At 59.2% G+C, this 26,342-nt stretch carries 24 protein-coding genes; 12 read left to right on the top strand and 12 right to left on the bottom strand.

The window, feature by feature from the left end; genetic code table 11:
• The first annotated feature begins 139 nt into the window (after positions 1-139).
• On the top strand, positions 140-556 hold the full coding sequence (locus PPTH39_RS00955; RefSeq protein ID WP_095000139.1) for a hypothetical protein: 417 nt from the start codon (positions 140-142) through the stop codon (positions 554-556).
• 72 nt (positions 557-628) lie between these two features.
• Here PPTH39_RS00955 and PPTH39_RS00950 read toward each other — a convergent pair whose 3' ends face one another.
• From PPTH39_RS00950 to PPTH39_RS00920, 7 genes are all read right to left on the bottom strand, one after another.
• Positions 629-2,842 carry a TonB-dependent receptor gene (locus PPTH39_RS00950; RefSeq protein WP_130871409.1) on the bottom strand — a complete coding sequence of 738 codons (2,214 nt, stop codon included), beginning with the start codon at positions 2,840-2,842 and terminating at the stop codon, positions 629-631.
• A 114-nt stretch (positions 2,843-2,956) separates the two neighbouring features.
• Positions 2,957-3,952 (bottom strand): siderophore ABC transporter substrate-binding protein, encoded by a 996-nt coding sequence (locus PPTH39_RS00945; protein WP_130871408.1) that lies wholly within the window; start codon positions 3,950-3,952, stop codon positions 2,957-2,959.
• Entirely contained in the window at positions 3,949-4,728 is a 780-nt protein-coding gene (locus PPTH39_RS00940; RefSeq protein ID WP_130871407.1) for an iron ABC transporter ATP-binding protein, read from the bottom strand. The genes PPTH39_RS00945 and PPTH39_RS00940 overlap by 4 nt, the downstream gene beginning before the upstream one ends.
• Complete coding sequence (locus PPTH39_RS00935; RefSeq protein ID WP_130871406.1) at positions 4,725-5,675, bottom strand: iron chelate uptake ABC transporter family permease subunit; 951 nt, start codon at positions 5,673-5,675, stop codon at positions 4,725-4,727. The genes PPTH39_RS00940 and PPTH39_RS00935 overlap by 4 nt, the downstream gene beginning before the upstream one ends.
• Positions 5,672-6,613, bottom strand: coding sequence for an ABC transporter permease (locus tag PPTH39_RS00930; RefSeq protein WP_095020070.1), 942 nt, complete (start codon positions 6,611-6,613; stop codon positions 5,672-5,674). The genes PPTH39_RS00935 and PPTH39_RS00930 overlap by 4 nt, the downstream gene beginning before the upstream one ends.
• Positions 6,613-8,373, bottom strand: a complete 1,761-nt coding sequence (locus PPTH39_RS00925) for an ABC transporter ATP-binding protein (RefSeq protein WP_130871405.1) — start codon at positions 8,371-8,373, stop codon at positions 6,613-6,615. The genes PPTH39_RS00930 and PPTH39_RS00925 overlap by 1 nt, the downstream gene beginning before the upstream one ends.
• Complete coding sequence (locus PPTH39_RS00920) at positions 8,367-10,154, bottom strand: ABC transporter ATP-binding protein (RefSeq protein WP_130871404.1); 1,788 nt, start codon at positions 10,152-10,154, stop codon at positions 8,367-8,369. Before PPTH39_RS00920 ends, PPTH39_RS00925 begins: the two co-directional genes overlap by 7 nt.
• A 193-nt stretch (positions 10,155-10,347) precedes the next feature.
• Between PPTH39_RS00920 and PPTH39_RS00915 the strand changes: the two genes are divergently transcribed.
• The 7 genes from PPTH39_RS00915 to glcF all read left to right on the top strand — a co-directional run bounded on the left by PPTH39_RS00915 (position 10,348) and on the right by glcF (position 16,132).
• Positions 10,348-10,971, top strand: coding sequence for a TetR/AcrR family transcriptional regulator (locus PPTH39_RS00915; RefSeq protein WP_130871403.1), 624 nt, complete (start codon positions 10,348-10,350; stop codon positions 10,969-10,971).
• 151 nt (positions 10,972-11,122) lie between these two features.
• A complete protein-coding gene (locus PPTH39_RS23475; RefSeq protein ID WP_165446467.1) occupies positions 11,123-11,290 on the top strand; it encodes a hypothetical protein in 168 nt (55 codons plus the stop codon).
• A gap of 33 nt (positions 11,291-11,323) precedes the next feature.
• Complete coding sequence (locus PPTH39_RS00910; protein ID WP_095000131.1) at positions 11,324-11,533, top strand: hypothetical protein; 210 nt, start codon at positions 11,324-11,326, stop codon at positions 11,531-11,533.
• A 90-nt stretch (positions 11,534-11,623) separates the two neighbouring features.
• A complete protein-coding gene (locus PPTH39_RS00905) occupies positions 11,624-12,169 on the top strand; it encodes a DUF4410 domain-containing protein (protein WP_095000130.1) in 546 nt (181 codons plus the stop codon).
• A 181-nt stretch (positions 12,170-12,350) separates the two neighbouring features.
• Positions 12,351-13,850 carry a glycolate oxidase subunit GlcD gene (gene glcD, locus PPTH39_RS00900; protein ID WP_095000129.1) on the top strand — a complete coding sequence of 500 codons (1,500 nt, stop codon included), beginning with the start codon at positions 12,351-12,353 and terminating at the stop codon, positions 13,848-13,850.
• Positions 13,850-14,911 (top strand): glycolate oxidase subunit GlcE, encoded by a 1,062-nt coding sequence (glcE, locus tag PPTH39_RS00895; RefSeq protein ID WP_130871402.1) that lies wholly within the window; start codon positions 13,850-13,852, stop codon positions 14,909-14,911. Before glcD ends, glcE begins: the two co-directional genes overlap by 1 nt.
• 3 nt (positions 14,912-14,914) lie before the next feature.
• Positions 14,915-16,132, top strand: coding sequence for a glycolate oxidase subunit GlcF (glcF, locus tag PPTH39_RS00890; protein ID WP_095026211.1), 1,218 nt, complete (start codon positions 14,915-14,917; stop codon positions 16,130-16,132).
• Here the strand turns inward: glcF and PPTH39_RS00885 are convergent.
• Complete coding sequence (locus PPTH39_RS00885; protein WP_416068809.1) at positions 16,129-16,944, bottom strand: alpha/beta fold hydrolase; 816 nt, start codon at positions 16,942-16,944, stop codon at positions 16,129-16,131. The genes glcF and PPTH39_RS00885 overlap by 4 nt on opposite strands.
• A 108-nt stretch (positions 16,945-17,052) precedes the next feature.
• Complete coding sequence (locus PPTH39_RS00880) at positions 17,053-17,946, bottom strand: LysR family transcriptional regulator (RefSeq protein WP_095018516.1); 894 nt, start codon at positions 17,944-17,946, stop codon at positions 17,053-17,055.
• A gap of 105 nt (positions 17,947-18,051) precedes the next feature.
• Between PPTH39_RS00880 and PPTH39_RS00875 the strand changes: the two genes are divergently transcribed.
• Genes PPTH39_RS00875 through PPTH39_RS00860 form a run of 4 tightly spaced genes read left to right on the top strand, consistent with a single transcriptional unit; the run spans position 18,052 to position 21,243 of the window.
• The gene (locus PPTH39_RS00875; RefSeq protein WP_095019878.1) at positions 18,052-18,732 is read left to right on the top strand and encodes an RraA family protein; all 681 of its coding nucleotides are present in this window, start codon (positions 18,052-18,054) and stop codon (positions 18,730-18,732) included.
• Positions 18,732-19,394: an RraA family protein gene (locus tag PPTH39_RS00870; RefSeq protein ID WP_095000123.1), complete on the top strand. Its 663-nt coding sequence runs from the start codon at positions 18,732-18,734 to the stop codon at positions 19,392-19,394. Before PPTH39_RS00875 ends, PPTH39_RS00870 begins: the two co-directional genes overlap by 1 nt.
• Positions 19,394-20,032, top strand: a complete 639-nt coding sequence (locus PPTH39_RS00865) for an RraA family protein (protein ID WP_095000122.1) — start codon at positions 19,394-19,396, stop codon at positions 20,030-20,032. Before PPTH39_RS00870 ends, PPTH39_RS00865 begins: the two co-directional genes overlap by 1 nt.
• Positions 20,029-21,243 (top strand): pyridoxal phosphate-dependent aminotransferase, encoded by a 1,215-nt coding sequence (locus PPTH39_RS00860; RefSeq protein ID WP_130871400.1) that lies wholly within the window; start codon positions 20,029-20,031, stop codon positions 21,241-21,243. The genes PPTH39_RS00865 and PPTH39_RS00860 overlap by 4 nt, the downstream gene beginning before the upstream one ends.
• A gap of 144 nt (positions 21,244-21,387) precedes the next feature.
• Here PPTH39_RS00860 and PPTH39_RS00855 read toward each other — a convergent pair whose 3' ends face one another.
• From PPTH39_RS00855 to PPTH39_RS00845, 3 genes are read right to left on the bottom strand one after another with little or no spacing between them, the layout of a single operon-like run.
• The gene (locus PPTH39_RS00855) at positions 21,388-22,848 is read right to left on the bottom strand and encodes an efflux transporter outer membrane subunit (RefSeq protein ID WP_165446466.1); all 1,461 of its coding nucleotides are present in this window, start codon (positions 22,846-22,848) and stop codon (positions 21,388-21,390) included.
• A gap of 40 nt (positions 22,849-22,888) precedes the next feature.
• On the bottom strand, positions 22,889-24,931 hold the full coding sequence (locus PPTH39_RS00850) for a MacB family efflux pump subunit (protein ID WP_269779718.1): 2,043 nt from the start codon (positions 24,929-24,931) through the stop codon (positions 22,889-22,891).
• A 58-nt stretch (positions 24,932-24,989) separates the two neighbouring features.
• Entirely contained in the window at positions 24,990-26,117 is a 1,128-nt protein-coding gene (locus PPTH39_RS00845; RefSeq protein ID WP_095026208.1) for an efflux RND transporter periplasmic adaptor subunit, read from the bottom strand.
• Positions 26,118-26,342: the final 225 nt, after the last annotated feature.

Here is a 26,342-nt window from a genome sequence, read left to right as displayed (position 1 = left end):
AAATCTATTTGCTTCCTGCAAATAGAGGACGCTATGCCGTTATCGAACTTTATGCCTGGTAAGCCGTCAAATTCTGCACAGGCAGGATTCTTACTCTCCTGCATACATCTCTTGATCACTTTCGATTCAGGTGAATGACATGCGTATTACATTACCCGCCCTGGTGCTGGGCATCGTGATTTCGCAGGGAGCAATGGCTGCCGGGGATGGATCTGCCGCGGTCGGAGGCGGTGTTGGCGGCGCACTGGGCAATATTGTCGGTCAACAGCTGGGCGGCTCTTCAGGAGCGGCCATCGGTGCAGGTGTGGGCGCCGCTGCCGGTAGTGCAGTGGGTGCACCCAGAGGCAGTAAAACCGAAGCCGCCATCGGTGGCGGCGTCGGTGGCGCTGGCGGCTCGCTTATCGGCGGTCAACTGGGCGGTTCCACCGGCTCTACCATTGGTGCCGGGCTGGGTGGCGCAGTAGGTGGTGCAGTGGGCAATAACCTTGGCGACGACGGCGACAGACACAGCTCCGGCGGCAAGGGTAAGCACAAGCACAAACATAAGCACCGTTGACTTTCCAGTGTCCAATGGCCAAGAGCCCGACTTCGTGTCGGGCTTTTTTATTCGATATCTGGCGGCCCGCCTTTAGAAGTCAATGGTCGCGGACAACTCAAAGGTACGCGGCGCACCCAGGCCCAGGCTGGACAACAGCGGCGTCCCCCAATAGGCCTTGTTGGTCACGTTGTTCACACTCCCACGCAACGTCACCGGTTGGCTGGCCACCCGGGTGCTGTAGCGTGTGCCCAGGTCGTAGACCGTGTAGCCCGGTATCGACTGGGTATTATCGGCGCTGATGTATTGCTTGGACACCGAGGTGGCGTTGGCCGTCAGTGTCAGGCCTTCGATGACCGGGGTGTCCCATTCCACACCCAGCTTGCCCTGCAGCCGGGGCTGGCCAATGGCGGTCTTGCCCTCGTTGGTGCCGCCCTGGGCCTTGGTGATTTTCGGGTCGACATGGGCCACACCGCCCATCAGGCGTACGTCGTGCAGCGGCGAGCCGAAAAAGCCCCACTCGACCCCTCGGTTACGCTGCTCGCCACCAAAGGAAAAGATATTGGTATCCGGGTCCAGGTAGCTGCTGGGGCGGGTAATTTCATACAGGCTCAGAGTGTGGGTGAAGTCACCGAGGTCTACCTTGAGGCCTACTTCCTTCTGCTTGGACTTGTAGGGGGCGAACACGTCACCGAAGTTTTTCGCCGTCATCGGTGCCGCCGCGCCCTCGCTCAGGCCTTCGATGTAGTTGGCATACACCGACACCTGGTCGGTGATCTTGACCAGCAGTGCCGCTGCCGGGGTGGTGGCGCCTTCGTCATAGCGGTTGGTGCGTGCGCCGGTGGATGTGCTGAAGCTGTCGGTCAGCACTTGCTGGCGACGTACACCCAGGGTCAGTTGCACCCGGTCTTCGAGAACCGACAGTGTATCGGCCAGGCCATAGCTGGTCAGGCGGCTCTTGGTATGGGCAATGTACGGGAAGCTCTTGGCCGCAGCTGGCCCCCACTGTGGGTGGTAGATGTTGGTGACCCAGTCCGCGCCCGGCACCGAGCGGCGCCCGTAGTCCTTTTGAGTGTCGCCGTAGTGTGTGGCATTGAGGGTCCATTGATGCTTGATCGCGCCAGTGTGCAGGTTGCCCTTGAGGCCGACCTCGCCGGAGGTTTTCTCCAGGTCCATTTTCAGCTGGCCCATGGAGGTCTTGAAGTCACCCGCGTCGTTGAACACCGTCGCCATCATGGTGCCGCTGTACTCGTAATGGGTTGTGCTCATGCCATACGCCGCATAAGCCATCAGGTTGTCGCTCAGGTCGAACTCACCGCGCACGATGGCCCCCCGGTCCGTGGTTTGCACATAGGCCCAGTCAGGGTTGAGCAGAGTGTCGGCCTTGGGCGGTTTGGGCACGGCCACACCGGAAGCCAGGTTGATACCGCGGTTCTGCCCGCGCACACGGTCTTCACTTTGATACAGGTCGGCAGACAGCCGCACGCGTTCACCGCGCCAGTCCAGGCCCAGGGACGTGAGCTCGGCTTTCTGCCGCTGGTGGTTGATTGCGCCGTCACCGTCACGGTACACACCGTTGAAGCGTACGCCGAATTGCTGGTCTTCACCGAAGCGCCGGCCCACATCGAGATGGCCACCGAACTGCGCATCGGACATATAGGTGCCCGTCAGCCGTGTCAGCGGTTCGTCGCCGGCCCGTTTGGGTACCAGGTTGACCGCCCCTCCGACCGAGCCTCCCGGTGGCATGCCATTGAGCAAGGCCGACGGGCCCTTGAGCACTTCGATACGCTCATACATTTCCGGTGAAATCCGGTAATACGGGGCCACCCCAAACAGCCCGCCCATCATCACGTCGCTGATATTGCTGGCGAAGCCACGGATAGAGTAGTTCTCACTGAAGGTCCCGATCAGGCCGTTGCTGAACACCGAGGGATCGGTCGCGGCAATCACCTGGGTGATGTTCTGCGCCTGACGGTCGGCAATGTACTGCTCCGTATAGCTGATGGTACTGAACGGGGTTTCCATAAAGTCCTTGTTGCCCAGCAGCCCAACCCGGCTGCCATAGGCCACCTGCCCGCCTGCGTAACCGGGCGGCAAGTCGGCCGGGGTGGCCATATGGCCCTCAACCATCGTGGCAGGCAGGGTTGATGCGCCGGGTTCTTTCTCGTCGGGGATGGACTCGGCATGGGCTGCCAGGCTTGTCATGGCCAGCGTCAGCAACACGGCATGTACCCCCGTGGCGGTACGGTTCAGGGCAAAAACTGCGCGCGGGGGCGCAATGCGGGTAGGAAAATGACAGTGACTCACGTGAAGACTCCGTTGGACTGGCAGGGAATGGTTTTTGTTAATCTGAATCTAAGGAATGGTTTTAATGAGAATCATTATATGGCCAGAAAAATGCCTGGCAGCCGCCTTCAGGCGTTAGCCCTGATAGCCCTTGATCACATCGTCGATTACCAGCTTCAGGGCGGTCGGACTGGCACCTGTGACGTACCAGGCCTGGGGATCGACAACGATCACCCGGCCGTTTTTCCAGGCGTTGGTCTGGCGCAACAACGGGTTGCCCAGGCTCTCGATAGCCATTGCCGGGCGGTGTTCCATTACTGCCGTACGGTCCACGATGTAGATGATGTCGGGGTTGGCCTGCTGGATAAATTCGCTGGATACCGGTTGCCCATGCAGCCCCGCCTCTGCCGTAGGGCTGGCGGATTTGACACCCAGGCCGGTGAAAATAAAGCCGTAGCGCGACTGCACGCCGAAGGAGCTGAACGCGCCGTTGTTATGCAGCACCACCAGCGCTTTTTCAGGGCGCCCGCGGGTGATGCCTCTCGCCTCCTCGACTTTCGCGTCCAGTGCCCGGGCTTTTTCCTGCGCGAGCCCCTGTTTGGCGAACATCTGCCCCAGGGTCAGCAGGTGCTGCCTGATCACCTCGATATGGCGGGTCTCGCTGTCACGATAATCGACATCGAAATGAACGGTCGCGGCCATCTCGCTCAAGGCTTGATAGTGGTTGGCCTGCAGTGAGGTGATCAGGATCAGGTCCGGCCTGGCGGCATGTACCCGTTCCAGGTTGGGCTGCACAATCGACCCCAGATCCTCGACACCCGGTGCATCCCGATAGCGGGCGAGAAAGTGCGGGATGAAATCCTTGGGCATGCCCGCCACGGGGACACCCAGTTGATCGAGGAAGTCGACTTCATTCATGTCCAGTGCAACCACCCGCTGCGGTACACGTTCAATGACCGTGGTGCCCAACTGGTGTTGCACCGTAAGCGGCGCAAAAGGCGTCTGCACGGCTTGCACAGCGGTGGCGGCCCGTGGGGGCTCTGCCGGTTTGTCATTGCAGCCCTGCACTGCCACGGCCGCGCCGAGTAGCAGGGCCAACGGCCATAACCGATCTTTGTTGTGGATCATCATTTCGCGTCTCTTTCCAGGGGGTTGAAGTAGTTGCACAGGCGACCGCGCGGGCTGTGGGTGATCTCGAAGTCCAGCCCGTAGAGTTCGCCCAGCCGCGTTTCAGTGATCACCTCGTCAACGCTGCCGGCGCAATGCACCGCGCCCGCCTTCATCGCAACGAAGTGATCGCAGTAGCTGGCGGCAAAGTTGATGTCATGCACCACCAGAATCACCGTGCGCCCCTGTTCGTCGCACAAGCGGCGCAGCGCCCGCATAATCTGTACGGCGTGCTTGATATCGAGGTTGTTCAGCGGCTCATCGAGCAGCAGGCAATCGGTTTGCTGGGCGATGGTCATGGCCAGAAAGGCCATCTGCCGCTGCCCGCCGCTGAGTTCGTCGAGGTAGGCATGGCGCAGCGCTTGCAGCGACAGAAAGGCGATGGCCTCGTCGATGATCCGTTGATCTTCGCCGGTCAACACACCACGGCTGTATGGGAAGCGCCCGAAGGCAACCAGTTCCTCCACCCGAAGGCGCAGGTTGAAGTCCGGTGACTGGCGCAAAGTGGCCACGCGCCTGGCGTAATCGCCAATCGCGATACCCGCGACCCCACGCCCCTCGATGCGTACTTCACCGGCCGTGGGCTCCATCAGCCGCGCTATCATCATCAACAGCGTGGTTTTGCCCGCGCCGTTGGGGCCGATCAGCGCCGTCAGTTGCCGGGGCGGGAAACTCGCGTCGACACCGCGTAGTACGGTCTTGCTGCCATAGGTTTTATGGATGCCGTGAACAGTGATCATGGAGCTCCTCGGGTACGCACCATCAACACCAGGAAATACCCGCCGCAGACCAGGTTGACGAGAATGCCGACGGTGGTTTTGTAGTTGAAGACATGCTCGACCAGCAGTTGCGCAACGATGAAAATGCCGATGGCAATCACGCTGCCCAGCGCCAGCGTGACCCGGTGCCTGAAGGTGCGGGCCAGCGCATAGGTGATGTTCGCCACGAAGATGCCCATAAACGCCGTGGGCCCCAGCAGGCTGGTTGAGACCGCCACCAGTGCCGCAATCAGCGCCAGGTGCAGGCGCACGCTGCGCCAGTAATCGACCCCCAGGGACATGGCCTGGTCGCGCCCCAGCGCCAGCACATCGAGGGTTGCCAAGGTTCTGCTGCCCACCAGGCACACGGCGCCCACCAGCAGCCCCGCAATCAGCAACTGCTGCGGCTGGACGCGGTTGAACGAAGCCAGGCTGAAACCCTGCAAAACCGAAAACTCGCCGGGGCTGACCTTGAGCTGGACAAACTGGGTGAACGTGCCTATCACCATCGTCAGCACCAGCCCGACCAACAGCAGGAAATACACGTTGCTCTTGCCGTTGCGCAGCAGGTAACGATGGATAAGCCACGAGTAGCCAAGCAACAGCAGCACAGACACCAGAAAGTTGCCGTTACTGCCCAGTAACACCGCACTGCCGGTGCCCAGCAACAACACCAGCAAGGCTTGCAACAGCAGGTAAATGGCCTCGTAGCCCATGATTGCCGGGGTCAGTATCCGGTTGCCGGTGAGGGTCTGGAACGTGATCGACGACCAGGCGATGCACACACCGCCAATCACCATGGCCATAAGCCGGGCGATCCGCTTGGGGATTACATAATCAAAATCCATGCCCGACCCCAACAACACGAAGGTCAGCGCCAGGGCCGCCACCAGAACCCATACCCCATGCCGGGGTTGCAGACGCCTCATCGGTGCCTCCAGATGATCAGTGCCAGGAACAGCACACCGCCCACGCTGCCTGCCATCAAGCCGATGGGCACTTCAAACGGGTAAATCAGCAGCCGTCCGAGGATGTCGCACACCAGCAGCATTGACGCGCCGCCCAGGGCAACGATGGGCAGCGTACGGCCCAGGTGGTCGCCATAACGCAGCGCCACCAGGTTGGGAATGACCAGTCCGACAAAAGGAATCGCCCCTACCGTGATGACCGTGGCTGATACTGTGACCGCCACCAGCAGCAAGCCCAGGGCAACGTTTGCCGAGTAGTTCAGGCCCAGGCTTGTAGCCATGCCCTCACCCATGCCCAGCACGGTGAAACGGTGGGCATACAGATAGGCCAGGGCAACAATCGGCAAGATCAGGTAGATGATCTCGTAGCTGCCCTGCACCACCCTGGAAAAGTCGCCCAGCAGCCAGCCCTGCATGCTTTGCATGATGTTGTGGTGGTAGGCGTAGAACTCGGCAATGGCGCTCAGCACGCCGCCATACATCAGGCCGATGACCGGCACCAGCACCGTGTTTTTGAATCGGATCCGGCGGATGATCACGACAAATATCAACCCCGAGGCGAAGCAAAACACCAGCGCAAACAGCATGCGCCCTGTCGTGCCGGCGCCGGGCACCGCAGCCAGCGATACCAGGATGCCGAGCCTGGCCGCATCCAGCCCGCCCGAAGTGCCTGGCTCGACGAACTTGTTGTGCACGATGTGTTGCAGGATCACCCCGCACACTGCCAGGCCAGCCCCGGTCAGCACCAGCGCCGCCAGGCGCGGCAGGCGGCTGGCCGTGAGCGTCAGCCAGGCATCGCCCGACAAGGACCACAGCTGCGACCACTCCAGTTGCCGGGCCCCCACCAGCAGTGATGTGACGCAGAGCATGGCAAATACCCCTAGCCATCGTGCCCGCATCATTGCAGCTCACTGCCGCTTGCCACCCGCCAACCCTTGGCAGCCCGACGCTGTTCAAGAAACTTCGCGTAACGCCCCTTGGTGGCAAGCAATGCCGCGGGCGTGCCCTGCTCGGCCACCCGGCCGTGATCCAGTACCACGATCCGGTCGGCCATCGACACCGTAGACAGTTGATGCGCAATGACCACCAGCGTGCGCTGCCCGCGCAACCTGGCCAGTGTCCGGGCGATCACGTGCTGATTCTCGGCATCCAGCGCCGCAGTGGCTTCATCCACCAGCAAGATGGCCGCCTCCTTGATCAGTGCGCGTGCAATCGCAATACGCTGGCGCTCACCGCCCGACAGCCGTGCACCACCCTCGCCCACCGGTGTGTCGAGGCCTTGCGGCAAGCGCCCGACAAGTTCGCCAAGCCCGGCCTGCTGCGCCGCCTCGAAGATTTCGTCAGCATTGGCGGTGGGTTTGCCGATGCGGATGTTGTCGGCAATGCTGCCCTGAAACAGGTAACAGTCCTGGAATATCTGACTGATCTGACCCGCCAACTGGCTGTCGGACATGTGCCGCACATCCACACCACCCACGAGCACGCACCCTTCGCGCGCATCGAAAAACCGTGCGATCAGCCGTACCAGCGTGGTCTTGCCCGAGCCCGAAGCACCGATCAACGCTGTCATGCTGCCCGGCTCAATACGCAGGCTGACATCATGCAGCACATCGGCCTGATCGGGCGCGTAAGCCATGCTCACTGCGCGCAACTCTATAGAGCCATCCCGTGGCGGTTGTGGCTGATCCGGCTCCGGCAAGGGCCGGGCGGCAAAGATGGCCTGCACCGCGTCAAGTTGACCGCTGGCACTGCGCAGGATCTCGGCATAACCGGCCACGTCCAGCAACGGCTCGATATAGCGGCTGCTCAACAACAGCGCAACGACTACCGCAATCACCGAAGCGTTATCCCGCGTGTCGCCCATCAGCCCGTTAAGCCACAAGGCGGCTGCGATCAACAGGGCCGCAAAGATCACCTGCACGACCCAGGTATTGAGTACCACCGAAAGCGATGACTGATAGATCAGGCGCAGCCCGGACTGGCGCTGGCGCTCGAGCGCCTGTTCCAGCAACTGCGTCCCGCCCCCTTCGCCATTGAACGCGCGCAGTACCGATTGCGCCTGGGCAAACTCGACCATGCGCTGGCTGGCATCCGCGAAGTGCCGCTGGAAAGCCCGGTCAGTACGCTGCCCCAGGCGCGCGCTCAACAGCAGCGCCCCTGCCAGTACCGCAAGCCCCAGCAGCGCAATCAGCCCCAGTGGCCAATGCACGGCAAACAGTGCGGCGACGATCACCAAAGGCGTCACCGCGCCACTGATCACAGGGGTGAAAACGTGCGCTGGCAACTGCGCCACCGCCATCATGCCCTGGGTAATTACATGCCCCAGATGGCCGGTGTTCTGCGTCGTAAACCAGCCCAGGGGCAATCGCGCCACATGGTCGCCGATGCGCTGGCGCGCCCCCTGCAAAAGGGCCACGCCCACCGCGACACCGGCGCGCTCCACCCGGCGCCGGCAGGCCCAGCACACAGCCATGCCGGCAAGCGTCAACAGCAGCCACAATGCTGCACCTCGTAGATCGTTAGCGAGCAAATGCCCCAGCACCGGTACCAGGGTGGTGAGTGTCAGCCCGCTGAGCAAACCATAAAACACTGCCATCCAGACATAACGATGCAGCACGGGCGCGTCGTCGCCCAACAGTTCTAACAAGGGTTTCAGCATGACGGCACCGCCAGTTCTGCAGAGAATGAGTAGTCGCCCTGCGCCCACAGGCGGGCATAAAGGCCCTTGCGGGCAAGCAGTTCGCCGTGGCTGCCCTGCTCGTGAATCGTGCCGTTGTCGAGCACGATGATCTGGTCGGCGTGCATCACGGTGTCGAGCCGGTGCGCGATGACCAGCAAGGTGCGGCCGCCGGCAAAACGCGAGAGTGCATCCTGGATGGCCACTTCACTTTCGGCATCCGCCGCCGCCGTGGCCTCGTCGAGCACCAGCACGGGCGGATCGAGCAACACGGCACGGGCGATGCTCACCCGCTGCAACTCACCGCCGGAAAACTGCGCATCCTCACCCACCACCGAGTCATAGCCACGCGGCAGGGCAACAATGCGCGCATGGATATTGGCCGTGCGCGCAGCATCCTCAATCTGCTGGCGGGTGGCCGTTGGTCTGCCCAGGGCAATGTTGTCGTGCACACTGGCGTGGATCAGCCGTACCTCCTGCAATACAAAACCGATATGCCGGTACAGGGTTGCCGTCTCAATCTGACGCAGATCCACACCCCCCAGGGTGATACGCCCTTGCGTCGGGTCAAAAAAACGCAGCAGCAGGCGCGCCAGGGTTGACTTGCCGGCGCCGGAGCACCCCACCACAGCGGTGGTCGTGCCGGGTTTGAGAACCAGGTTGATGTCCGCCAGCCCCCGGCCCGCGCTTTCATAGCAGTAGCCAACGTGCTCAAAACCAATTTCGCTGCCCCTGGGCATCTCCTGCATGCCCGGTGCCGGTTGCTCCAGCACCGGTGTATCGAGCAGGGCCTGCACACGCCGGGCCGCACCCACTGCATTGTTGAGGTCATGGGTGATGTAGTGCAGCAACAGCAAGGGGCCACACAGGCCCGGAGTCACCAGGGCGAACGGCAGCACATCCAGCGCAGCGATCCAGCCCAGTGCCACGAACAGGGTGCCGAACGCCAGCACGCCGCCCAGCACCGCGACCGGCGCGATCATTGCGTTGGCATTGGCCATCGAACCCACCAGCGGGCGAGTGAAACCGACAAAAGCCCGGGCGAAGGCATCGACGGCCTCACGGTAACTGCCGTGTGCCTTGCCGACAGCCCCGAACGACTTCACTACCGGGATGCCATTGACGAACTCGACCACGGCATTGTCGATACGCCCCATGCCCTCGACAAACGCCTGCATGTTGCTCTCGCTGGCTTTCATGGCGCGGGTAAAAAACAGGAAGAACCCCGGGAACGGCAGGATCGAGACAATTGCCATGCGCCAGTCCATTACAAACAGGTAGACCAGCGAGAACACAATGGCGCCGACCGCTCGCCCCACGGTGGTGTAGAAATGCGCCGTCAGGCTGTGCAGGGTATTGATGTCATCCTGCATCGCCTGCTTGACCTCAACCGAGCCCCGGCTGGTGAACCAGCCCAAGGGCACGCGGCTCAGGCGCTGCACAATGGCCAGGCGCAGGTGGTGGGTAATACGGTTATCCGCCAGATGGGCCAGCAGCTCCCCGGTGGATATCAACAACATGCCCGCGCACAGACTCGCCACGCCGATACCTACTGCCCGCCACACCTCATGAGCAGTGATTGCGTTGTCACCCAGAACCAGCCCGGCGACATGCGCAATACCTGCCAGCGGTACCAGCGTCAGCATGGCGCCAACGCCCGCAAGCAGGGCGGCAATCAGCAGCCGCCCACGAATCGGGTGAAGCACCTGGCTGACAGGGCCACGCATCTTGGGTGTGGCCGCAGCCGTGTGAGGAGTTTCCATGCCAGTCAAACATCCGCAATGTCATAAGAATGGAAGGCCACTGGCATTCCGGTTAAGCGCAAACAAGGGGGGTGTATGCGCAACTGATAGTGGCTCGCAAATGAGAACCTTAATTAGTTGCATGACTATAAACTAATTTGCGAAATGCTGACAAGACAGCTACAAGACACTCCTCACCGATCAAGGAACGGCCATGAACGCCTCACAACCACCCGCGACCCGCGGGCGCCCTCGCACCATCACCCGCGAGCGCATCGTCGAAGCAGGCATCGAGATCGGCCTGCCGGGTATCACTTTTGTCGGCGTTGCTGCCGCTTTGGGGGTCAGTCATATGGCGCTGTACAAGCATGTTGCCAATCTGGAGGCGCTGAAGAATCTGATCGCCGAAGAGATCTTCACCCGCTGGCAGATACCGCGGGTCGACGCCGATCAGCGTGGTGAACTCAAGGACTACCTGACGGTGTTTGCCACCTCGGTGCGCCTGTTTGTAAAGGCCCACCCCGGCTTGATGCCCTACGTGATTCGCCGCTTGGCGGCGACCCAACCGATGCTCGCCAAGATCGACGAGCATCAGAGCCATATCGCCCAGGTCTACGCCATTACCAAGGCGCAGGCCCGCTGGCTGCTGGCAACCGTGGCCTTCCACGGAATTGCCGTAGCCGACACGGTGTATTCAGTCACCGGCCAGCCCGTTGAAGAAGCCCAGCGCCTGGCCGAAGAAATCGAGATGGAGGCCGAGCTGGACCGCGGCATGCGTGCACTGATCGTTGGCGCACTGGTGCTCATGGATGAAGAGGAATTCCAGGCAAAGCCATAGGTTTGACATCATGTAAATCAATAACTTGCATATGACTGTTCATGTAAATCATTTTGTTTGAGCCGTCATTGCCAGGGAACTACTGAGCGAAATCGAGTCCAATCAGGTTCATGTCGTTCAGGATCTAGATGATGAAAACGCAGGCACACCGATGAGCAGTAAAACCAACCACGGCTGGGCCTGGGCGTACCACAAGATTCGCGGCCTGCAATGCACACGGGTGACATCGGCCTACAGGGCCACCCTTTATGTGCTGCGTGGCGATACAGGCACCTTCCACAGCGATGCCAGTTGGCAAAAAAACCGCATCCGGCGCTAGTATGCAGCCATTACTTATGGCGCAATTTTTGACATGTCCAAGAAGCAAACCGCAGAAAACCCGGCAGCTACGGCAGCTGGCATAGAACAATCGATCCAGGCCCTCAACAAAATGGCCGAACGCCTGTGGGGTGATGGCCGCGAAGCCGAGGCCAAGGCCCTGATCGACGCGCTTGATGCTCTAAATCGGGCGCTGGACCGGATCCGGATTGGCGAAATCGGTCGGGCGGCGACGCTTCACTGATGCCGATACTGGCCAAGAGCCATTAAAGCCGGTGAAAAATCTGAGGCGTTGCGGTATAGATAGCGTTCATCCCCAGAATATGGACATTCAATGAACGCTTCCAAACTCTCGTCTGCGCTGTACTGTGCCGTGGCCATTTCACTGTTGAGCGGCTGCGCGGCCTCGGTTAAAAGCGGTGGCAGCCCCATGCTGCCGATCCAGGCAACAGCCAAGCAAAACCTGCGCGTCAACTTTGAAGGCAACAGCAAGGTTCAACAGAACGAGGACTGGCCCCTGCTGAAGCAAGAATGGAAGGAGGCCTTGCATGCCGAAGCCTCTGCAGAGGGCTACCGCCTTGCTGAGTCCCAACTGCTCAGCCTTGATGGAAAAGACGGTGTGGGCATCAAGATCAATGTAAGCAACTTCCGCTACATCACGCCGGGTGCACGGTATGGCGCAGGCATCATGGTGGGGAATGCCTGGGTCAACTCAAGTGCAGACTTCACCGACCTGAAGACCGGCCAGTTGCTGGGGACCCGGACCTACGATACGTCATCATCGGCCTGGGAAGGCGTCATGTCGGCCATGACCCAGGAGCAGGTCGAAGCCATCGCCCGGCAAATCATTGCCGATATCAAAAGCGCCAAGGCCTATTGACCTTTTGCCCCGCAAGCGGGCCCTTGTACCTCAAGGGCCAGTAGCACAGCGCTTTTTATCACCCCCGGTTTCAACACCGGCGCCACCGATATCACCCTGCAAGTGATACAGGGCGCACTTTGCGACTAGGCTGCATACGGAACAGACCTCCAATAAGAACAATCGAGTGTCGTGAGCCGCCATGAACATTCTCTACGATGAACGCGTCGACGGCGTCCTGCCGGACGTCGATAAAGCCGTATTACTGCGCACCCTGCGCACACGCTTGCCAAACCTTGAAGTCCTGCATCAGCGTGAAGAACTCAAGCCCTACGAATGCGACGGGCTTAGCGCCTATCGCACCACGCCCCTGCTGGTAGTGCTGCCACGCCAACTGGACGAGGTACAGGGCGTGTTGCGCATCTGCCATGAGTTGCGCGTGCCGGTGGTCGCACGCGGGGCCGGTACCGGCTTGTCCGCAGGGGCATTGCCCCTGGAAAAAGGCGTGCTGCTGGTAATGGCGCGCTTCAACGCTATCCTTCATATCGACCCCGACGCCCGCAGTGCACGGGTTCAGCCCGGTGTGCGCAATCTGGCCATTTCCCAGGCAGCGGCGCCGTATGACCTGTACTACGCGCCGGATCCGTCCTCGCAGATTGCCTGTTCGATCGGTGGCAACGTCGCTGAAAACGCCGGTGGCGTGCATTGCCTCAAGTACGGTTTGACCGTGCACAACCTGCTAAAGATCGAAATACTGACCGTTGACGGCGAGCACCTGACCCTGGGGGCGGATGCCCTCGACTCACCTGGTTTCGATCTGTTGGCACTGTTTACCGGTTCCGAAGGCATGCTCGGGGTCATTACCGAGGTCACGGTCAAACTGTTGCCCAAACCGCAAACCGCCAAAGTGCTGCTGGCAGCCTTCGACTCGGTTGAAAAAGCCGGTCGCGCCGTGGCGGACATCATCGCCGCCGGCATCATACCCGCAGGACTGGAGATGATGGACAACCTGGCCATCCGCGCCGCCGAAGATTTTATTCATGCCGGTTACCCGGTCGAGGCCCACGCCATCTTGTTGTGCGAACTCGACGGCGTCGAAGCCGATGTACATGACGATTGCGCGCGCGTGCGCCAGGTGCTTGAACGGGCTGGCGCCAGCTCCGTGCGCCAGGCCAGGGACGAAGCTGAGCGGGTGCGCTTCTGGGCCGGGCGCAAGAACGCCTTTCCCGCTGTAGGTCGCCTTGCGCCGGATTACTACTGCATGGACGGCACCATTCCGCGCCGTGAGTTGCCCGGTGTACTGCAGGCCATTGCCGGATTATCGACCCACTACAACCTGAGAGTGGCCAATGTGTTTCATGCCGGTGACGGCAATATGCACCCGCTTATTCTGTTCGATGCCAACCAGCCCGGGGAACTTGAGCGCGCCGAAGCTCTGGGCGGCCAGATCCTTGAGCTCTGCGTCAAGGTCGGTGGCAGCATTACCGGCGAACACGGCGTAGGCCGCGAGAAGATCAACCAGATGTGCGCGCAGTTCAACAGCGATGAACTGACCCTGTTTCATGCCGTCAAGGCCGCCTTCGACCCCGGCGGCTTGCTCAACCCCGGCAAGAACATCCCCACCCTGCATCGCTGCGCCGAGTTGGGCGCCATGCACGTGCATATGGGGCAACTGCCCTTCCCCGAACTGGAGCGGTTCTGATGCGCAGTGCAGACAATGTCGATACCAGCGCCCTGTTGCTGGAGCAGGTCAGTCAGGCGCTGCAATACGCCACCCCGCTACGTATCCAGGGCGCCAACAGCAAAGCCTTCCTTGGCCGCAGCGTGGCCGGTGAAGTGCTCGACACCCGCGGCCATCGGGGCATTGTCAGCTATGACCCCACCGAGCTGGTGATCACCGCACGCTGCGGTACGCCTCTGATGGAGCTGGCGCAGGTGCTGGATAAAGCCGGGCAAATGCTGGCCTGCGAGCCGCCCTCTTTCGGTGCTGCCACGGTCGGCGGCATGGTTGCCAGCGGCCTGTCGGGGCCGCGCCGGCCCTGGTCAGGTTCGCTCAGGGACTTTGTCCTCGGCACCCGGGTGATCACCGGGCACGGCAAGCATTTGCGTTTTGGCGGCGAAGTCATGAAAAACGTCGCTGGCTATGACCTGTCCCGTTTGATGGCCGGCAGCTACGGCGCACTGGGAGTCATCACCGAAGTGTCACTCAAGGTGCTGCCCAAGCCGCGGCAATCCCTGAGTATCAGCCTGGAACTGGACACGGCGCGAGCCCTGCTGCGCCTCGCCGAATGGGGCCGGCAACCGCTGCCGATCAGCGCTGCCTGCCACGATGGCCAGCGCCTGCACCTGCGCCTGGAGGGTGGCGAAGGCTCGGTGATGGCGGCTCACGAACGCCTGGGCGGCGAGCGCCTGGACGCTTCGTTCTGGACACGGCTCAACGAACACCAATTGCGCTTCTTCGATGAGGGCCAGCCCCTCTGGCGCCTGTCCTTGCCCAACAACACCCCGGAACTTGAGCTACCCGGTGAGCAGTTGATCGATTGGGGCGGTGCCCAGCGCTGGCTCAAGTCGGATGCTGAGGCGAGCTTTATCCGCACGGTCGTAACCGAGGTCGGCGGCCATGCCACCTGCTACAGCCACGGTCTTGTCGACAGCCCGTTCCAGCCGTTGCCGGACGCTCTGATGCGCTACCAGCGTAGCCTCAAACAACAACTCGACCCGCAGGGTATTTTCAACCCCGGGCGCCTGTACGCGGAGCTTTGAACCATGCAGACCACGTTGAGCGAACAGGCCCGCCAATTGCCCCGCGCCGGGGAAGCTGAACGCATCCTGCGCAGTTGCGTGCACTGTGGTTTCTGTAACGCCACCTGTCCGACCTATCAGTTGCTCGGTGATGAACTGGACGGCCCGAGGGGGCGTATTTACCTGATCAAACAGGTACTGGAAGGCAATCAGGTGACGCAGAAAACCCGACAGCATCTGGACCGTTGCCTGTCTTGCCGCAATTGCGAAACCACCTGCCCCTCAGGCGTCGACTACCACAACTTGCTGGACATTGGCCGGGCAATGGTTGAGGCCCAGGTACCCAGATCGCTCGGGCAACGCTTGCTGCGTCAAGGGCTGCGCAGCGTCATACCCAATGCGGGCCGGTTCAGGTGGCTACTGCGCAGTGGTCAGATCTTGCGCCCCTGGCTGCCCGCACGCCTGCAAGACAAACTGCCAGGCCAGGTCCCTACGCCCGGGCTGCGACCTACCCCCCGCCATGCCCGGCAAGTACTGCTGCTCGAAGGCTGCGTGCAACCGAGCTTGTCACCCAACACCAACGCAGCAGCGACCCGAGTGCTGGACCGATTGGGCATCAGCGTGATTCCTGCCCGAGAAGCCGCTTGCTGCGGTGCAGTGGACTACCACCTGGACGCCCAGGCCGCAGGACTTGATCGCGCCCGGCGCAATATCGATGCCTGGTGGCCGGGGATTGAACAAGGGGCCGAAGCAATCGTGCAAACCGCCAGCGGCTGCGGTGCCTTTATCAAGGATTACGGCCACCTGCTCGGCAACGACCCGGCCTATGCCGAAAAAGCTGCCAAGGTCAGTGCGCTGGCCAGGGATCTGGTTGAAGTGCTGCGCGACGAGCCACTGCACACCCTCGGTGTGCACAGCAATCAACGGCTGGCGTTCCACTGCCCCTGCACCTTGCAGCACGGGCAAAAACTCGGCGGCGCGGTTGAAGGCATTCTCACCCGGTTGGGGTTCAACCTGACCGCGGTGCCCGACAGCCACTTGTGCTGCGGCTCGGCAGGCACTTATTCGCTGACCCAGCCCGAACTGTCCCGGCAACTGCGCGACAACAAACTCAACGCACTGGAAAGCGCGCACCCCGAGGTTATTGTCACGGCCAATATCGGCTGCCAGGCACACCTCGACAGTGCAGGCAGAACCCCGGTGCGGCACTGGATCGAGCTGGTCGAGGCGGCGTTGCCCTAGCCTGAAATTGCCCCATAAAAATCCGCCATGTGCTGCCACATCGCAATCGGGTTGGAATACATCGGGAAGTGGCCGCAAGCCGGGATCTGCCCCAGGCGTACGCCGTGAGCCGCGATATGCGGCAGGTAGGACAGTGACGCGTTCTGGTCGCCAAACATAAACATCTTCGGGCACGGCAAGCCGAGAAACTTGCCCATCAGGTTGGCGTTATCGGACAGCTCGACCATCGATTCGAAAATCCCCCGCACCGCTTGCACACGCACCTTGTGCCTCAGGTTCGCGGCATACAGGGCACTGGCATAGGCCGGGGCATGGCGGGCACGCTCGATAAAGGCCGTAAAAAACAGCTCAGGATCATCACTCGGGCAGTCGATGATCTGACGGCTGAGAAAGCAGTCCTCGGGGGCAATATTGCCTTCGATATTGACAAAACTGAGTACCCGCTGCGGGAACTGATGGGCCAGCATCAGGGCGGTCAACCCGCCCATGGAATGGCCCACCAGATGGAAGCGTTCGATGCCGAAATGCTCGAGCACTTGCAGCGCCGTTTGCTGCAAAAAAGGGATGGAAACCCGGGCAAGATCACTGCACCCGCTGTCACCACACCCCGGCGCATCGTAGGCCAGAAAGGCATGCCCGGCGAACTCCGCACGCAGCGCGATATCGGCATAGTCTTCCTTGCTCGAACCGAAGCCATGCAGAAAGACAATCGGTGCCAGTTCCCCTTCTCGGTGAAGAGCGGCAATAGTCAAGTCCACACCCTCTACCTCCAGCGGCACTTGGGTATGGGCAAAGGTTGCGGGTACGGGCACGGGCATGACTCCTGAAGCGTTAAGACGGCGGACCAATGTCAGGCACATCGGCCCTGGTGTAAATGCCTAAGGCCAGAAGGTTTACATAGGCCAAACCTATCAAAAACATCATGCCTTGGCGCTTAAACGAGCAATGATCGCCTCTATCAGCGGGTTCGACCGATTGGCATTCCACGCCACGGCAGTGGTCACCACGTTGAGCTTTTCGCTCAGTGCACGGAATACCACATTGGCGGGAGCCAGCTTTTTCAAGGACGCAGGCACCAGCGCAATACCCTGGCCATAGCTGACAAAGGCGATTTGCGAGGCCACGGAACGCACTTCGTGCAACACCCGCGGGGAAAAACCGCTTGCCCGGCAGGTGGCAATCAGATTGTCGAAATACACCGGGCTGACCTTGCGCGAAAACATCACCAGAGGCTCATTGGACAGGCTGGCCAGGCTGATGCGCGTGCGCGCTGCCAGCGGGTGATCACTGGGCAGGGCCAGCATCAGGCGGTCCTCCAGCAGCGGCAGTGACTGGATTGAGTCCCCCAGATCACCGTCCAGACGGGCAAACGCCAGATCAATATCCCCCGCCTCCAGCGCCGGCACCGCTTCAACGCTGTCAATTTCCCGCACCGAGACGGTCAAGTGCGGGTAATCCTCTTTCAACCGCTCGATCAGGCCCGGCAGTACATCAAACATGGCCGTGGAAATTGCGCCAATGGTCAACATCCCCGACTGCCCCGCCAGCGCTTCATCCACGGCCAGCTCCAGACGCTCCAACTGCTCGGCGAACTTGCGTACGGCCGGCAGAATTGCCGCCCCCACCGGCGTCAGCTTGGCACCGCGCCGCGAGCGCTCGAACAGTTTGACCTTGAGCGCTTGCTCCAGCACCTGGATCTGCTCGCTCAGCGGCGGCTGGGACATGCCTAGGCGCTTGGCGGCGCGGCCGAAGTTCTGCTCTTCGGCGACGGCCAGAAAGAGCCAGAGGTGACGGATAAGACGGAAATTGATCATGGTTTTTCCATAGGTTTAACGTATCCAAAGCTTACGTGAACAGGAATATACCTATCAAACAGCCTCGCCGACACTGAGCACCTACACCACCACTGAGGCTGCGCGATGACGCTCAAAAGCACGACCGAAAGGACTGTACTCCAGCGTCTGGCGGCACTGGACAGTAATACCGTGTCCGATGCGCTGGATTTTCTTGGTCTGGCAGGGGCCACTGTGGGGCTGCGGCCGCTGTGGAACTGCCCGCCGATCGTTGGCCGTGCCAGTACCGTACTGTTGGCCGCAAAGACCGACACGGTGCCCAGCGCCCACCTGATCACCCCGGTGGTCGAACACATCAACACGGATGATCGGGTGCTGGTGATCGCCGGCGGTATCGAGGGCATCTCTTGCTGGGGCGATATCCTTGCCAATGCGGCGCTCGCCAAACAGGTGCGAGGCACCATCATTGACGGTTGCAGCCGCGATATTGATGGCAGTGCGGCAATCGGTTATCCGGTTTACGGCCGTGGCGTCACCATGATCAGTGCGCGCAATCGCGTGATGCAGATAGCGGCCGCCGTGACCATCGAAGTCGCCGGGGTCAATGTCAGCGAAGACGACTATGTGATCGCCGACAACTGCGGCACGGTGTTTGTGCCCCAGGCCCATATCGCTCAGGTCGTCGATCTTGGCGAACGTATCGCCCGGCGTCAGCAAGTCATGCTCGACGCAGTACGCAGTGGTCGCTCCGTAGCCGAAGTCATGCATGACAGCCAGTTTGAAGCCATCCGCACGGAGCACGCCTGATGAACCCTGAAGATCAAGCACTGGTCGCCCTGTTTGAGGGCCTGGACACGCCGGGGGTTTCCGATGCCCTGGACAAGCTCGGCCTGCCCGGTCAATGCCTGGGCGTGATGCCGCTGGGCAACTACAGCACGGTTATTGTCGGGCCGGCATTCACGGTGCAGTACGTCCCGGCCAGCGTGCCTGCCGGGACCGTGGGCGACTTTATCGAGCAAGTTCTGCCCGGTGACGTAGTGGTGATCGACAATGCCGGGCGCACCGACTGCACCGTATGGGGCGACATCATGACCCAGTACGCCGGCAGCCGAAACATCGCTGCCACGGTTATCGACGGTGTTTGCCGTGACGTGAACAAGGCGCTGGGAGACGGTTATCCGATCTTCAGCAAGGGCCGCTTTATGCGCACCGGCAAGGACCGTGTCCAGGTGCAGTCGATCAACCAGCCCGTTTCCATTGGCACCGCCCGCGTCTGTGCCCGTGACATCGTGGTGGCCGACGCCAATGGCGTAGTGATCGTACCCCGCGCCCATGCCGCACAAGTGGCCGCCTGTGCGCGGCAGATTGAAACCGTCGAAGCGCAAATCCGTACCTTGATCAGTCAAGGCCAGACCCTTGCAAGCGCCCGCGCTGCACTGGGCTACCACAGCCTGCAGAGGAAAGCCTGATGAGCACACTCGCCCTGCCCCTGAACTACCACGAACGGGCCAGAATCCTCGGCAGTTCGACCCTGTATGAGGCATCACACCTGGCCTGTGCCGTGGACAGCGGCATCCGCCCGATCTGGGATGGCGCCTTTATCGCCGCGCCGGCGTACCCGCTGCAATGCGCTCCTGGCGATAACCTGGCCCTGCACCTGGCACTGGAACAAGTGCCCCGCGGCAGTGTGCTGGTAGTGGGTACCGGTAATTTTATTGCCGGTTACTGGGGCGAAGTCCTTACCGTAGCGGCACAGGCAGCCGGTGTGGTCGGCCTGGTCATCGACGGCGGGGTACGTGATATCGCGGCCTTGAAGGCGCGCCGGTTTCCGGTATTTGCCCGCGGCATCTCGGTCAGAGGCACCGTCAAGGCCAGCGCCACCTCGGTAGGCCAGGCTTTCAATTTCAACGGCGCAGAGGTGGCGCCGGGGGATCTGCTGGTGGCTGACGACGATGGTGTGATCATCATTCCCAAGGCACACGCCGCACGTACCTTCGCCGAAGGCGAATCCCGTGCCGACAAGGAAGCCCATATGATGCAGGCACTGACTGAAGGCCGCTCCACGCTCGAACTGATGAACCTGACTCACTGGAGACACCGCCCATGAGCAGCGATATCCAGCGGCTCAACCGGCACCTGGCAAGCGCCCTGCCCTCGGCCACCTATCGGATCATCGACCGTGTTGCAGAGCGCCGCGCCCAAGGCGCCACGATCATTTCACTGTGCGCTGGCGAACCGGACTTCGATACGCCCGAGCCTGTGCGCGACGCTGCAATCCGCGCCATAGGCCAGGGCCACACCCGCTACACCCAGGTCGCTGGCGCACGTTCACTGCGAGAAGCGGTGGCAGCCAAATTCCGTGGTGAAAACGGCCTGGATGTCGGCTGGCAGGACACCCTGGTCTGCAACGGTGGCAAACAGGTGATCTACAATGCCCTGGCCGCGACCCTCAATGAGGGAGATCAGGTCATCATCCCGGCGCCTTACTGGGTCAGTTATCCCGAGATGGTTCAGTTATGCGGCGCACAAAGCTGCTTCGTGACCTGCCACGCAGCGTCCGGTTTCAAGCTGACCGCAGCGGCACTGGCAGCGGCAATCACCCCGCAAACGCGCTGGCTGATCCTCAACTCGCCCTCCAACCCGACGGGGGCGGTGTACAGCCGCGACGAGCTGGCGGCACTGGCCGATGTGCTGCTGGCCCATCCTCATGTATTGATCCTGGCGGATGATATCTACGAACACCTGATCTTCGATGATCAGCTGTTCCATACCCTGGCCCAGGTTGAACCACGCCTGGCAGCGCGCACCCTGACCATGAACGGCGTGTCCAAGGCCTACGCCATGACCGGCTGGCGTATCGGTTTTGCCACAGGCCCGCGCTGGCTGTTGCAAGCCATGGAAACATTGCAAGGCCAGCAGACTTCGGGAGCCGGCTCAATCTCGCAGCAGGCCGCTCTCGCCGCTCTGGAAGGCCCCAAGGACTTTATCCACAGCAGCCGTATCGCGTTCCAGAAGCGCCGCGATCTGATGGTCGACCAGCTCAATAGCATACCGGGCCTTGAATGCACCAGCCCGGCAGGCGCCTTCTACGCGTTCGCCTGCTGCGCCGGACTGATCGGCCGCACCTCGCCCGCAGGCAGGGTGCTGTCCACCGATGAAGACGTGGCCCTGGCCCTGCTCGACGAAGCCGGTGTAGCCGTGGTGCATGGCAGCGCCTTTGGCCTGGGGCCCTATATCCGTATTGCCTATGCCCTGGATGACGCCTTGTTGCGCCGGGCCTGCGAGGCGATCAGGAGGTTTTGCATGGCTGTGCGTTGACGTGCAGCAGGATTGGCCGGCCCCGGAAAACATTACATTCCATTAAACGCATGGCTTGAGTTGAAACTCACACATCAACCAGGCCTGCGAGCACTTAACGCACACAGCCGGCAAATAAACCTGAAGCACCTGACCAGGTACCTTTCATCGCAAGGCATCAGCGCATCCATCACCGCAGCCGCCACCGATAGACTGATGAAACTTGACCATGGCAATCAACCGATCAGTGCGACTCTTACCCAGTCGCAGTTCGATACTGCGCTTCGCATCCTGTTGATCCAGCCATTCTTTTATATTCGACTGCCCAAGGCGATAGCGTATTTCAGCAATGCGCTCTGCCCGGGATGAAGATTCATGGGCACGGGCCAGGTAGAGCCCCTCATCGGTGAGCTGTTTATAGGCCGACAGTGAGTTCTCAACATCCTGCAGTGCATCAAGCAACTGCTTTTTGTATAACTCGATACTCTCCTGGTACGTTGCTTCGGCGATTTCAACTTGCAACTTGCCTTTATTGAACTCAAAAAACGGAAGCAGTAAATCTGCCGTAAAAAAACCCACCGGATTTCGCAGAATATTTGACAGTTCGCGTGTCCCTCCTCCAGTGATACCTGCCGTAAGATTCACTGCCGGATAGAGGTTTCTTTGCTGGATCTCAATATTGCTGAAATGAGCGCGCAACCTGAGTTCAGCAGCCCTCATGTCGGGTCGCTGGCTCAGAATGTGGGCAGGTATCTCCGACCGTAGCGCTGTAGACGGTTGAGTCGGAACTGGACGAATCTTGATCGTGTCATCCCATCCCATAGGCGACGCCAATAAAACCAACAAGGCATTGCGGCTTTCTTCACGCTGTTGAAGCCGCCCTGTTTTATCGGCCAGCAGTACACTTAACTGTTGCTCTGCCTGAATCGACTGAAGACGCCCCTCCTGCCCAACGGATTCACCCAGGCGTGCCAGCTCAAGGATTGAACGGGCGCTGGCAATGCTGGTGTCGTTAATTTCAATGCTTTCATTCAAAAACGCTAATCGCCAGTACAGCTCCATTGTTGTACCGATCAGTTGCATCGCGATGTGCTCACGATCCTCCCGGGTCGCCATGGCTTCCCAGGCCGAGATATCGCGAGCCTTTGCAAGACGCCCCCATAAATCCAGCTCGTAGCTCAAGGAGAATGTGCTGGTAAAAGCCTTTTGTTCCGAACTTCCTCTGTTCAGTTCCTTGCTACTGCTCAGTTTGAATCCACTTGATACATCTGGTGTTAAATTCGTCCTGACAATACCCGCTTGTGCCTCTGCCTTTTTGACCCTGTATGCAGCCGCTGCCAGGTTATTATTATTGCGCAGTACACGTTCCACCAGAGCGTCCAGGTCAGGGTCCTGAAATGAGCGCCACCAATGCTGTGTCTGCTTTATATCTTTACCCTCAGGTAATGCATTACGCCATTTTGCAGGCAGCGCCAGTTGTGATTTGACAGCGTTCACATCGGGCAGATGAGTGCTACAACCTGCCAACAGCATCACGCTACAAAACACAGCAGGGTAATATCTAGTAATCACAATGATATTCTCAAGAACATTGGAGCGCAGTGTTGACTGCGTCCAGTAAGGCATCGACTTCATGTTGAATGATTACGATGGCAAACCCATTGACTTACGCCCGGGACAAAGCCTCGACAGGATCCAGCCTGGCGGCATTTCGAGCAGGTATATAACCAAATACAAGACCAATAACGGTAGAACTTGCAAACGCTACCATGAACGACCAATAAGAAAATTTAAGCGGAAAATCAGTTTGTAATCCGCCTAAAATTTCCCCGGCAAGCAGGGCCAGCAAAAACCCAAAACCACCGCCAAATATGCACAGCAAACAGGATTCGCTGAGAAACTGCTGCATGATATCTCGTCGACGGGCACCGAACGCCATACGAACGCCTACCTCATAGGTTCGCTCTGCTACTGAGTAAAGCATCATATTCATCAAGCCAATTCCTCCAACCAGGAGAGAAATCGATGCGACCGATATGCTTAGCACGTTCAAGACTCTGGTAGCACTGGTCACCGACCGGAGTATTGAGTCTGCAGAACTTGTGAAAAAGTCTTTGCTGCCGCGTTTGAGTTCCAAAAGACGATTGATATTACTTTCGGCCAGTTCGTTTGAAATCCCGTCAGCCACGCGCACTACAATGCTCTCAAGAAATGGCTGGCCCGAAATACGTGACATCAACGTGGTATAAGGCATATACATCTGCAGAACAGGCGCCTCACCAAATGAAGACGGTGTATTCTTGATAACCGCTATGACGATTGCCGGCATCGGGCCTACCAATATGACTTTTCCAATCGGGTCCTCCCAGCTCGGGAAAAGTCTTTTGCGCATATTTTCATCAATGACTGCAACTTGCGCCTGCCGTTTAACATCATCACTGGAAAAAAAAGTACCTTGCGCAAATACCTCGCCTCTCACCCTGGCAAACGCTTCACCGACACCCAATACCTGAGCTGAAAGGTTGGCGTTTTTTGATGTAATGGTGGCTGTCGCAGAAGTGACCGGGGAGATGCTGTCAACGTAGGGAAGTGATCGCAGATAGTCCACATCAGATTCACTCAGCGCTTTGTTTGAACCCTTGTAGATATCACCCCAGTCCTTCCCGGAGTAAATATCGATGGTGTCAGCACCCAGGGCGCTGATCTCTTGAACTATGCGGTCGCGCGCCCCCTCACCCAGGGCAATAACCGATGAAACCGCAGCAATGCCGATGACGATTCCCAGTACCGTCAATCCCGCATGCAAGGGCTTTCTGACCAGCCACGAAAAAGCAATTTTAATTGCCTCCACCCAGCCTGACAGCATGTTTATCGAGGAGCCCTGTGCAGGTTTCAACCCCGGGCCCCCTCGCGGCCCTGCCGTTGACGAGGCAGGGTGATTGCCTGTATCCGAAGAGATGCAGCCATCCTGAATATGAATCAGCCGCTGCGCATATGAAGCAATGTCATTATTGTGCGTAACAATAATGACGGTATGCCCTTTTGCATTCAGTTCACATAAGGCGGCCATCACCTCCTCACCGCTCTTGGTATCCAGCGCACCGGTCGGCTCATCGGCCAATATGATGTCGCCGCCATTCATCAGTGCACGCGCAATGCTGACACGCTGTTGCTGCCCACCTGACAACTGTCCCGGAAAGAAGTGCAAGCGGTCACTCAACCCAAGACTGCTCAACAGCATTTGCGCGCGTGCACGCAGTGTTTTCTTCTCCCCTTCGACATAAAGGCCTGGAGACAAAACGTTTTCTTCAGCATTCAGGTGGCCCAGCAAATGGTAGCGCTGGAATACGAATCCGAAAGTGCCCCTGCGCAAATCTGCCAACTCATTATTCGTCAGACGGGTCACACTCCGCCCGTGCAGGATGTATTGCCCTTGCGAAGGCGGGACAAGGCACCCCAGAATATTGAGAAGGGTCGATTTTCCCGAGCCCGATGTCCCGACAATTGCAACCATCTCACCTGCACGGATATTCAGGTTGACGTCTCGTAAAGCCTCTGTAGATGAATGACCATTGAAATAGCTCCTGCTGACATTTATCAATTGGATTAATGGCGCGGATAAGCTCAGGTTTTCCTCTGGCAGGTTGCCAGGCTTTACGGCATCCTTCGTGGGCCGAGTTCGAAACTTTATTTTCCTGAGACATTCCATACACTACCCGACAAATAAATATTAACAATGACTCCCACAGCACAACGTCAATCAACGCCTATTCGATAATGACATTGTCGCCTAGCTCAAGCCCCGACTTAACTTGCACATGCGTATTGTTTCGCAGACCGATCGCAATGGATCTTGCAATCACTTCTTTCTGCTCCGTCAATATACGCACTTCATAAAGATTGCCCGCAGACTGCTTTTTTCCGAGAGCGGCCAAAGGAATTGCCATCACCTGACCAACGCTTTCCTGAGTGATTTTAACGTTGGCTGTCATCAAAGGCTTGAGCAGACGATCAGGGTTATCAACTTCAAACGTAGCATTGTAGTAAACAGGAACATTGGACGTTGCATTGGGCTTTGAGAGTTCTTTGCTGTCAGTAACGACGGACTCCGGCAGAAGTTCAACGGCAAGAATGTTCGATTCGAAAGACAGCTCCGGTGCACCGGTCACGGTAAAAACAACCTTTTGCCCCTCCTGCACTCGTACAATATCCGACTCGGATATTCTGGCCTTGACTGTCATCCTGTCCATATTGCCCATAATCAGAATGGTCGGTGATGTCTGGGCGGACACAATTGTCTGGCCCTCTTTAGTCACAATAGCGATGATTTCGCCATCGGCAGGCGCCTTGATTTTCGTATACCCGAGATTAGCCACTGCGCTATCCATCTCGATTTGAGCCAAATGAATCTGGCTTTTTAGAACGAAGACTTCAGCCCGGGCATTTTCCAGCTCCACTTCGGCTTGCTCAAGGTCTCTTTTTGCGCTGGCATCTGCCTGGTACAGCGCTTGCTGGCGGGTAAATACCCTCTCTGCGCGCTGGCGCGCTTTTTCCTTGGCCTTTTGCTGTGCCAGTACAAGATCGCGGCTGGCTTTCGCCTTGCTCAAGGCATTTTCCTGAAGCTCCGGATCAATCTCCACTAATACCTGGCCTTTTTTGACCTTGTCACCCAGTCGCACATGGATTGTTTTAACTTGACCATTAACCTGCGCGCCGACATCGACCAAGCCCGTTGCGACTATCGGGCCTGTTGCCAAAACCAGACTTTCCATGTCGATTTTCGTTACTGGCGCAACGATATGGCTCACTTCATCAGACCGATCAAACAACCCATAAAATGCAAAAGAAGATAATGCGACCAGCCCGACAACAAAAACAATCCATTTAAATCGCATAAGTGAGCAACCAATACAATGCAACTGTGTTTATCATCTTTAATCCTGACCTTGCCTGATAGCAGGCACGTACCGGCATCTGCTTTTTTGACTTTTCTTGATAGTCTTGATAGCCCGCCACTCTTGCAATTAAAACCAGTGCCTGTTCGGCAATTGATATAACAGGGCAACACCATTAGTACAGCATCAGTACTAACATTCAACTGCCAGGAGCAAGCGCAAGAA

Source organism: Pseudomonas bubulae, assembly GCF_900618535.1.
In the GTDB taxonomy this organism is placed as follows: Bacteria; Pseudomonadota; Gammaproteobacteria; order Pseudomonadales; family Pseudomonadaceae; genus Aquipseudomonas; species Aquipseudomonas bubulae.
This window is presented reverse-complemented; position numbering and strand designations above follow the sequence as displayed.

Coding starts and splice junctions, on each gene's coding strand:
- PPTH39_RS00955 (WP_095000139.1), top strand. CDS start 140: ATGCGTATTACATTACCCGCCCTGGTGCTGGGCATCGTGATTTCGCAG.
- PPTH39_RS00945 (WP_130871408.1), bottom strand. CDS start 3,952: ATGATGATCCACAACAAAGATCGGTTATGGCCGTTGGCCCTGCTACTC.
- PPTH39_RS00940 (WP_130871407.1), bottom strand. CDS start 4,728: ATGATCACTGTTCACGGCATCCATAAAACCTATGGCAGCAAGACCGTA.
- PPTH39_RS00935 (WP_130871406.1), bottom strand. CDS start 5,675: ATGAGGCGTCTGCAACCCCGGCATGGGGTATGGGTTCTGGTGGCGGCC.
- PPTH39_RS00930 (WP_095020070.1), bottom strand. CDS start 6,613: ATGCGGGCACGATGGCTAGGGGTATTTGCCATGCTCTGCGTCACATCA.
- PPTH39_RS00925 (WP_130871405.1), bottom strand. CDS start 8,373: ATGCTGAAACCCTTGTTAGAACTGTTGGGCGACGACGCGCCCGTGCTG.
- PPTH39_RS00920 (WP_130871404.1), bottom strand. CDS start 10,154: ATGGAAACTCCTCACACGGCTGCGGCCACACCCAAGATGCGTGGCCCT.
- PPTH39_RS00915 (WP_130871403.1), top strand. CDS start 10,348: ATGAACGCCTCACAACCACCCGCGACCCGCGGGCGCCCTCGCACCATC.
- PPTH39_RS23475 (WP_165446467.1), top strand. CDS start 11,123: ATGAGCAGTAAAACCAACCACGGCTGGGCCTGGGCGTACCACAAGATT.
- PPTH39_RS00910 (WP_095000131.1), top strand. CDS start 11,324: ATGTCCAAGAAGCAAACCGCAGAAAACCCGGCAGCTACGGCAGCTGGC.
- PPTH39_RS00905 (WP_095000130.1), top strand. CDS start 11,624: ATGAACGCTTCCAAACTCTCGTCTGCGCTGTACTGTGCCGTGGCCATT.
- glcD (WP_095000129.1), top strand. CDS start 12,351: ATGAACATTCTCTACGATGAACGCGTCGACGGCGTCCTGCCGGACGTC.
- glcE (WP_130871402.1), top strand. CDS start 13,850: ATGCGCAGTGCAGACAATGTCGATACCAGCGCCCTGTTGCTGGAGCAG.
- glcF (WP_095026211.1), top strand. CDS start 14,915: ATGCAGACCACGTTGAGCGAACAGGCCCGCCAATTGCCCCGCGCCGGG.
- PPTH39_RS00880 (WP_095018516.1), bottom strand. CDS start 17,946: ATGATCAATTTCCGTCTTATCCGTCACCTCTGGCTCTTTCTGGCCGTC.
- PPTH39_RS00875 (WP_095019878.1), top strand. CDS start 18,052: ATGACGCTCAAAAGCACGACCGAAAGGACTGTACTCCAGCGTCTGGCG.
- PPTH39_RS00870 (WP_095000123.1), top strand. CDS start 18,732: ATGAACCCTGAAGATCAAGCACTGGTCGCCCTGTTTGAGGGCCTGGAC.
- PPTH39_RS00865 (WP_095000122.1), top strand. CDS start 19,394: ATGAGCACACTCGCCCTGCCCCTGAACTACCACGAACGGGCCAGAATC.
- PPTH39_RS00860 (WP_130871400.1), top strand. CDS start 20,029: ATGAGCAGCGATATCCAGCGGCTCAACCGGCACCTGGCAAGCGCCCTG.
- PPTH39_RS00855 (WP_165446466.1), bottom strand. CDS start 22,848: ATGCCTTACTGGACGCAGTCAACACTGCGCTCCAATGTTCTTGAGAAT.
- PPTH39_RS00850 (WP_269779718.1), bottom strand. CDS start 24,931: ATGGAATGTCTCAGGAAAATAAAGTTTCGAACTCGGCCCACGAAGGAT.
- PPTH39_RS00845 (WP_095026208.1), bottom strand. CDS start 26,117: ATGCGATTTAAATGGATTGTTTTTGTTGTCGGGCTGGTCGCATTATCT.